Annotated in this window: 6 protein-coding genes and 1 tRNA gene; 2 read left to right on the forward strand and 5 right to left on the reverse strand. The window is 63.1% G+C overall.

What is annotated here, in order from left to right; genetic code table 11:
- Positions 1-290: 290 nt before the first annotated feature.
- From E8A46_RS08925 to E8A46_RS08935, 3 genes are all read right to left on the reverse strand, one after another.
- A tRNA-Lys gene (locus E8A46_RS08925) sits at positions 291-366 on the reverse strand.
- 150 nt (positions 367-516) lie between these two features.
- Entirely contained in the window at positions 517-3,195 is a 2,679-nt protein-coding gene (locus E8A46_RS08930) for a glycosyltransferase (protein ID WP_291559578.1), read from the reverse strand.
- Positions 3,196-3,381: 186 nt separating this feature from the next.
- A complete protein-coding gene (locus tag E8A46_RS08935) occupies positions 3,382-3,954 on the reverse strand; it encodes a beta-1-3, beta-1-6-glucan biosynthesis protein (RefSeq protein ID WP_291559580.1) in 573 nt (190 codons plus the stop codon).
- 248 nt (positions 3,955-4,202) lie between these two features.
- Between E8A46_RS08935 and E8A46_RS08940 the strand changes: the two genes are divergently transcribed.
- Positions 4,203-5,828, forward strand: a complete 1,626-nt coding sequence (locus E8A46_RS08940; protein WP_291559582.1) for a beta-(1-6) glucans synthase — start codon at positions 4,203-4,205, stop codon at positions 5,826-5,828.
- Here E8A46_RS08940 and E8A46_RS08945 read toward each other — a convergent pair.
- Both E8A46_RS08945 and E8A46_RS08950 read right to left on the reverse strand, forming a co-directional pair.
- Positions 5,788-6,168: a hypothetical protein gene (locus E8A46_RS08945; protein WP_291559584.1), complete on the reverse strand. Its 381-nt coding sequence runs from the start codon at positions 6,166-6,168 to the stop codon at positions 5,788-5,790. The genes E8A46_RS08940 and E8A46_RS08945 overlap by 41 nt on opposite strands.
- A 216-nt stretch (positions 6,169-6,384) precedes the next feature.
- A complete protein-coding gene (locus E8A46_RS08950) occupies positions 6,385-7,692 on the reverse strand; it encodes a hypothetical protein (protein ID WP_291559586.1) in 1,308 nt (435 codons plus the stop codon).
- A 176-nt stretch (positions 7,693-7,868) separates the two neighbouring features.
- Between E8A46_RS08950 and E8A46_RS08955 the strand changes: the two genes are divergently transcribed.
- Positions 7,869-8,021: NTP transferase domain-containing protein (locus E8A46_RS08955; RefSeq protein ID WP_291559588.1), on the forward strand; the 153-nt coding region annotated here is incomplete at its 3' end.

The raw sequence follows: 8,021 nt of genomic DNA on the forward strand, positions 1-8,021 counted from the left end.
TCGCGACCTGGCGCAGGATTTCCATAATCTCCAGCGCAGCGACGTGGCGAGCGGTGTTGGTAGTGCCCTTGAGCAGAAACGCCATCGCAGCGCGAAGCTTCGCCTTGGCATCGTCGGCGCCCGCAAAATCCCGATCGAATTCATCTGACATGACAATGCCTCGTGTCATAGGCGCGCTTTGACGGCTCAATTCCCCGCCGCGGGGAGGGCGGCAACGCGTTTGCAGACACGGTGCAGACACAGGCGATTTCGTCGGATCTTCGAAACCTTTACAAGTGTTTGATTTTGCTTGGTGAGCGCGGAGGGACTCGAACCCTCGACCCCATGATTAAAAGTCACGTGCTCTACCGCCTGAGCTACGCGCTCACGTGAGGCGCTGTGTAGGGGTCCGCTGGGTGCGGGTCAATAGCGCGGCAAACCCCGAATACGCCGCTGGAGGAGGTCGGATTTCCTCAATAATCCGGCCTGTTAGCGCGATTTCTTCAGGCGCGCCGCTGGAGACAAACCCGCCTGCCGTCAACTGGCTTCGGGATGAATCTCCGAGGCCACGGGTTGCGATGGGCCTGCCACCGTCGGCATCGCCACCGGGCGCAGCCCGATCAGTTCGGCGGTGCGAATGCCGGTATCGCGCCAGAAGGCGAACGAGTTGAGCCGCGAGCTCTCCAGAATGGCGATCGCCACCGCCGACAGGAACGGCAGGCTTTCCAGCACCAATACCGCAGCGAAGATGTAGATCTCGGTGATTTCCTTGAAACTGTTGGTGACCACGAGCACGGCGGCGCCAACCAGCAGCAGCACCCCGATGACGGCTTCCCAGAATGCCTGGAACTCGATCGACATCCGCGACAAGCCGCCCTTCGACGTGCGGGCGAAGGCAAGATGTTCGGTGATCAATCCGTTGGCCACCGCGCGCGATACCGTCCATTGCACCGACATCGCCGCCACCATGGCGCCGAACATCTGTCCCCATTTCACCGGCACGCGCAGCCGGTACAGGATCATGAAATGCAGCAGTGAGACCACGAACGCAGCGATGATCGGCAGCGTCAGGATCCGGTCGGGAATGGCGATGTCGGCAAAGGCGACGATGGGCACCCAGATCAGATTGAGGATGGCGACCAGCACGCCGATGCTTTCGGCGCCTAGCCAGTTCAGCCAACCCAGCGAAAACTCGCGCTTCTGGTCGGGCGTCAGCCGGCTCGCCCCCGGCAGGAAACGGCGCCAGTGCTTCTTGACGATCTGGAAGCCGCCATAGGCCCAGCGATGGCGCTGCTTCTTGAAGGCCTCGTAGGTGTCCGGCAACAGGCCGTAACCGTAGCGATGGTTGGTATAGTGCGTCAGCCAGCCGTGTTCGATGATGGCGAGCCCCAGGTCGGTGTCCTCGCAGATGGTGTCGCCGGCCCAGCCGCCGGCCATGTCCATCGCCGCGCGGCGGATCAGGCACATGGTGCCGTGAACGATGATGGCGTTGACCTCGTTGCGCTGGACCATGCCGATATCGAAAAATCCGGCATATTCACCGTTCATGATGTAGTGCATCAGCGAGGTGTCGCCGTCGCGATGGTCCTGCGGCGCCTGCACCAGGCCGACGCGGGGATCGGCAAAAACCGGCACCAGGTCCTTGAGCCAATCCGGCTCCACCACATAGTCGGCGTCGATAATGCCGATGATCTCGGCATCGACGGCGGTCCGCTCCATGGCGATGCGCAGCGCGCCGGCCTTGAAGCCTTCGACCTTCTCGGCGTTGATGAACTTGAAATGCTCGCCAAGCGCGCGGCAATGATCCTGAATCGGCTGCCAGAACGCAGGATCCGGCGTGTTGTTGATGATCACCACGCATTCGAAATTCGGATAATCGAGGCGTGCGACCGCATCGAGCGTCTGCTTCAGCATATCCGGCGGCTCGAAATAGGCCGGGACATGGATCGAGACTTTCGGGAAGGTCACGGTGTCGCCGATGGTGGCAGGCACCAGCGGCGCGCCTTTGGCGAGCAGGCGGCGTGGTTTTCGGCCAAAGGCGATGGCGGCGATTTCCTCGATCCTGGCGATCGCGATCAGCACCAGCGGGACCAGCAGGATCAGGCCGAGCGTCAAGGCAAAGGCCGAGCCGAAAACGAAGTAATGCCCGGCCCAATAGGCAAACACCGTGGCGGTCCATGCCCCGACGCCGTTGGCCGCCGCCGACAGGGTCAGCGACTGCATGACGGTCGGCTGGGCAAGCCTCAGGATCGGCAACGACATCAGGATGCCGACGAGAACGGCGATGGTCGCAAGCTTCCAGTAGTCGGGGTTCACGATCGGGCCGGTCCAGGCGAATTTCGGCTCGCGCGCGGCATTCAAGATGCCCCAATAGGGGCCGACGCCACCCTCGAAGAACTTCCAGGGCTGATCGATCGCCTCGACGATATTGTAGTCCATGCCGATGGCTTCGGCGCGGCTCACGAAGTTGCGCAACACCGCCGCCTGCTCGAGCGGACCGGGAACCGCGTTCCTCAAATTGTAGCCGGCGCTCGGCCAGCCGAATTCGGCAATGACGATCCGCTTGCCTGGAAACTGATCGCGCAGCAGCTGGAACATGGCGACCGCCTGGTCCACGGCCTGCTTGTCGGTGAAGTTTTCCCAATAAGGCAGCACATGCGCGGCGATAAAATCGACGGAGTAGGCGAGCTGCGGAAAATCTCGCCAGATGTTCCAGATTTCACCTGTCGTCACGGGTACATTGACCGATTTCTTCACCCGTTTGATGAGCTCGATCAGGTCGTCGACCTTCTGCTCGCCGCGGTAGATGGTCTCGTTACCGACCACGACGCCGATGACATTGCTGTTGTGCCTGGCCAGATTGATGGCGGCATCGATCTCCCGCTCGTTGCGATCGGCGTTCTTGTCGATCCAGGCGCCGACGGTGACCTTGAGGCCGAATTCGGCGGCGATCGGCGGAACCAGCTCGACGCCGCCGGTGGAAGAATAAAGGCGGATCGCGCGCGTGATCGCCGACAGCTTTTTCAGGTCGGCGCGAATCTTCTCGACGCTCGGGATGTTGTCGACATCGGGATGCGCGGTACCCTCGAACGGAGCGTAGGATACGCTCGGCAGAATACCGCGGAAATCGGGAGCCTGCTGCTTCTGCTGGAATAGGCCCCAAAGCGCAGCGTGAGCAGCGGTTACAAAAAACAAAACGGCGACGACGGCGCGCATCGCGACTAGACCATACGGGGCCTGCATTGGAAGAAAGCGAACCCGTCCCCTAGGTTCGACCGACACGGCGGGAGCTTTAAGGATAGTCCTGCCACGCGATTTAACAACTGGTATGACGCGATGGCGTTTTAAGGGCGCGGCGGCTCAACCCGTGAAAATTCGGGCCGCTGCCAAAGTCGAAGATCGCTATTTCGCCGGCGCGGCGGGTGCGGCGGCCGGCGCCGGTGAGGCCGAGGCGGCCGGCGTCACGCTGCCGGCGGTCGAGGCTGCCGGAGCCGGGGTTGCCGCCGCGGCGGCCTGCGGCTGGGCGCCCGGATTGATCCAGCAGGCGTGAACCCGGTCGTCCAAGCTCCTTTGCACCTTGTCGTCGATTTGCGCACCAAATCGGGTCAGGCAGCGGAACGTGGCCTGGACATGCCCGCCGGGGCATCCGAACCGGTCGTAAAGATCGAGATGACGAAAGGCGGTGTCGAGATCGTCGCGCCACATCAGGCGAACGACCCGCCGGCCGAGCCAAACACATTCCGGGTTTCCGGCGGGGCCGTTGATCGCCTGCGCCGCCTCGACGAATTCATCGGTCTTGTGCTGGCTGTCCTTGGCGGCATCGGCCGGACTGGCGGCGGGCTTGCCGGACGGATCCGGGGCGGCCGGGTTGCCGCTCTGGGCGCCCGCGCTTCCAATACCGATCAGGAGTGCAAGCCCGGAGGCGGCAAGGTGGCGTAAAACCGCAGTCTGAAGCTCTCGCACCCGTTGACGCATAAATTCCCCGACTTTTTCCAGCCCGCGCCTGGCCCGGGACGCGGCTCGCTTGATGCCGTTCAAATGGGTCTCCAATGCGGCGGAAACCTTTTCCGGATTCCCATGACGGACATTTCGGATTTTGTCCAGCAAAGTCACAACTTTATCATGTTGTGGTAAAGCCAACCGGCGCCAACGCGGACGGTTGCGCCGTTTCCGCTCTTGGCAGACGGCCGGTGACCGGGTAATCGACGATCCCCGCCCGAAGGATGGAACCGATTTCTCTTCGTACGCCGCTGGCGCTTCTCCTGATCTGCCTGGGTGCGATTGCCGCGGTGTGGTGGTGGCTGGCCGCGCCGATTACGCTGGCGCGCGCGCCGATCGATCCCGCCGCCAAGCTGATGTGCGTGTCCTACGCCCCGTTCCGGGGCGACCAAACGCCGCTGTCGCCGGTCGCGCGTATCTCCGAGGAACAGATCGCCCAGGATCTGGCGCAGCTCGCCAAAATATCCGATTGCGTGCGGACCTATTCGAACGAAAACGGCCTTGATCAGGTTCCCGAACTCGCGGCCAAAGTCGGGCTCAAGGTCATCCAGGGAATCTGGCTCAGCAACAACCGGCTGAAAAATCTGGCGCAGATCTCGACCGCCGTGCGCCTGACCAAGGAATATCCGGCCACCATCACCTCGCTGGTGGTTGGCAACGAGGTGTTGTTGCGCGGTGAAATGACCTCGACAGACCTTGCCGCCACCATCCGCTTGGTGAAGGCACAGGTCGCCGTTCCCGTGACCTATGCCGACGTCTGGGAATTCTGGCTGCGCTATCGGGAAGTCTATGAGGCCGTCGATTTCGTCACCATTCACATCCTGCCTTACTGGGAGGATTTTCCGGTCCGCGCGAAATATGCCGCCGCCCATGTCGACGCCATCAGGAGAAGGATGGCGGTGGCGTTTCCGGGCAAGGAAATCCTGGTCGGGGAAACCGGCTGGCCGAGCGAGGGACGGATGCGTGACGCGGCGCTGCCCTCGCGCACCAACCAGGCCCGCGTGGTCTCGGAGATTCTCGATCTGGCCAAGCGCGAGAACTTTCGCGTCAACCTGATCGAGGCCTATGATCAGCCGTGGAAACGCCAGCTCGAGGGAACGGTCGGCGGATATTGGGGCCTGTTCGACTCCGTTCGGCGGGCCCTGAAATACCCGCCCGGTGTCGCCATCAGCAACTATCCGTTCTGGAAGCTGCAGATGGGCAGCGGCATGGGTTTGGCTGTGCTGGCGTTCGCCGCAGCCTGGCTGACATTGCGGCGCAGGCCCTGGACGCCGCGGCTCGTCTCCTGGGTCGCCGTCGGAATATCGGCGACAACGGCCGGAATCCTGCTTGGGGTGGCCGCCGACAAGATGTTCTATGAAAGCTACGGGTTTGGTGGCTGGCTGCTGTGGGGCTCGCTGCTGGCGGCCGCAACCGCTGCACCGGTGCTGTGCGCCAATGCCCTGATGTCTGGACGGAGCTTGCCGACATTTCTGGAGCTGCTGGGTCCCCGTGAATACCAGAACCGGTCGGCCCTGACGATCATCCTCGGACTGGCCCTGATAGTGACCGCCTTGATTGGCGCGCAGAGCGCGCTCGGCTTCGTGTTCGATCCACGCTACAAGGATTTTCCCTTCGCAGCCTTGACCATGGCCGTGGTGCCGTTTGCCGCGCTGGCGCTGCTCAATCGGCCGAAGGAGGGGATGCGCCCGGTCGCCGAGACGGTATTTGCCGCACTGTTTGCGGGAGCGGCGATCTATACGGCGTTCAACGAAGGACCGGACAATTGGCAGTCGCTGTGGAGCTGCGCCGCTTACTTGCTGCTTGCGATTACGCTGTGGCAGGCGCGGGCCGTGCGAACCCCAGAATAAGCAGGCCGATCGCGATACCCGACAGCCCCAGATTGTACAGCACGACACCCAACCCGGCGACGATCAGGCCGCCCGTGAGCAGAACGATCGACGGCCGGATGACGTGCAGCGTTGCGATGATCAGCGCCACGATCCCGAACACGGAATGGCGAAACAGGTAGGTTGCCAGCAGCCGTGCCTTGCAGAGCATGGTCTGCAGGCCGGCGTCGCATGCCAGGGCCACGCCGGAAAACTCGATCGCGAAATAGCGCACATAAAGCGCATAACCGACGGTGGCGAAGCCGACGACCAGCAACCATTGGACCTGATAGGGCGTCAGCCGAAACGGAGTTTTTTTCACTAGGTCATTTCCCGGGTGCTGGAATCTGGCCAGTCGCAAGCAAAACACCTGACCCATTGCGTCGTCTACCCGCAAGACCGGTAGCCAGTTTTGCGGAAGCCGCGCAAGCCGAATATGCGGCGCAATCTCAGGCAAGACAACGCCCCGCCACTACATCCCTAAAATACGTGAAGAATGAAGCCCAAGCGATTGAAATAACAAGAGGTATTCGAACGTCTACCGCGTGCCGAACAGCCGCGACAAAGTCGAAGGCTCCGGTTTTGCGGCCGGTTCCTCCCTGGCGGCTCGCTTGAAAGTGTAGTGCTTGTGCACGGCGGGTTTGGCTGCAGCAGCAGGCTGCACCTCAGCGGCGTGAGGCTTGGCGTCGGCAGCCGGCTGGTCGGCATTCATGGCCAAGCGCTGGCCTTCGAATACCGTTGTCGTGCAGGTCCGATCGTTTTCGGTCATCGCGGCGCAGATTTTCGCCGCCGCCGCGGCATCCTTGATTGGTCCGGCCACCAGCCGCAGCTGCATGCCGAGGCCGTTGTTGCCTTCCTTGATCACGATGATCGGGCGCAGCGCCGTCAGCGCGGCATTCGATCGCGATTTGAGCAGCCCGCGCCACAATGCGCGCAAGCCAGGAAGCGAGTTCGCGCCGCCAACATCGACCCCGAATTCGGTGTGCTGGACGGCGAGTTGGGGCGTCGGCGCGGCATTGTCCGGCTCCGCTTCCTCGGTGGGCGGAGTTGCAGCCACTATTTCCGGCATGGGCGCGGCGGTGACGGTTTTGGGCGGTAGGCTGGATTCGATCAGCTTTCCGGCCGCCGGATCGGGCGGCGCCATGATCGATTTCGAGGCCATCAGCGGCGTCGCCGGCGTTTCGGCAGGGGCCTTTGCAGCTCCCCCCTGCGCGCCAGACGATGCCGCAGCTGGCGCGGGATCCACTGCAGCGGCAACCGTCGGGGGCTTTTCCGTAGGTGCGGGCGGCATCGCCGCCAGCGGCGATACCACCGGTGCGGCCGGCTGTTTTTGCGCCATCGTCGGCGCTTCTGCCGATACGGCAGCCACGGGAGCGGGGGCCGGAGCAGCAGCCGGAGAAGCTGCAGCCGAAGAAGCAGAGGCGGCGGGCGCGGCGGCGGCTTGCGGCGGCGTCACCGCGGAACTTTGCCGCGCGATCGCGCCGGTCACCGAATCCAGGCCCTGTTCCAGAACCGAAACGCGCGCGTACAGCCGATCACGATCACCGTTCAGGGTTTCGATGGCGGAGGCCACGCGCCGGGCTTCGCTTTGGCTTTCCTTGGCGACTGACTGAATCTGCTGCCGCGCCAGATCGGCCGATGCGATCTGTTCGCGCCGCGTTCCGATCGAGGTTTGGTTGGCAAGCATCGCAATGATGACCGCGCCGACCGACGCAACCGCCCACGACCCTAGCCGCCATAGCGAGCGCCGGTCGAATTCATCCTCCTCGGCCAGGAAGCCGGAGAGCAAGCCGCCGGTATTCTCGGTCTCGAAGTTGCCCGCCCGCTTATCGGAATCCCTAGCCATACGAAGTCTTCGGCCCCCCAAGGCCCCACCGAATCACGCGGCAAACATTAACAGGAAATGGGCCCTCAACTTGAATCCCCGGCATTTTACCGGGTGATGAATCCGGGTTTCCATGCAGGACAAAAACGCTTTATGACGACGGCGGCGCAATATCGGCCGCAACTGCAAGGATTCGGATGACCGGCAGGACCAGCCTGACCATCGTGCTCGCGGCCGGCGAGGGTACCCGCATGCGCTCCGCGGCGCCCAAGGTCCTGCATCCCGTGGCCGGTCAGTCGCTGCTGGCGCATGTGCTCAGCGCAGCCCCGAACGGGAGTGGCGCTTCGCTC

The organism is Bradyrhizobium sp., assembly GCF_004799445.1.
Taxonomy (GTDB): Bacteria; Pseudomonadota; Alphaproteobacteria; order Rhizobiales; family Xanthobacteraceae; genus Bradyrhizobium.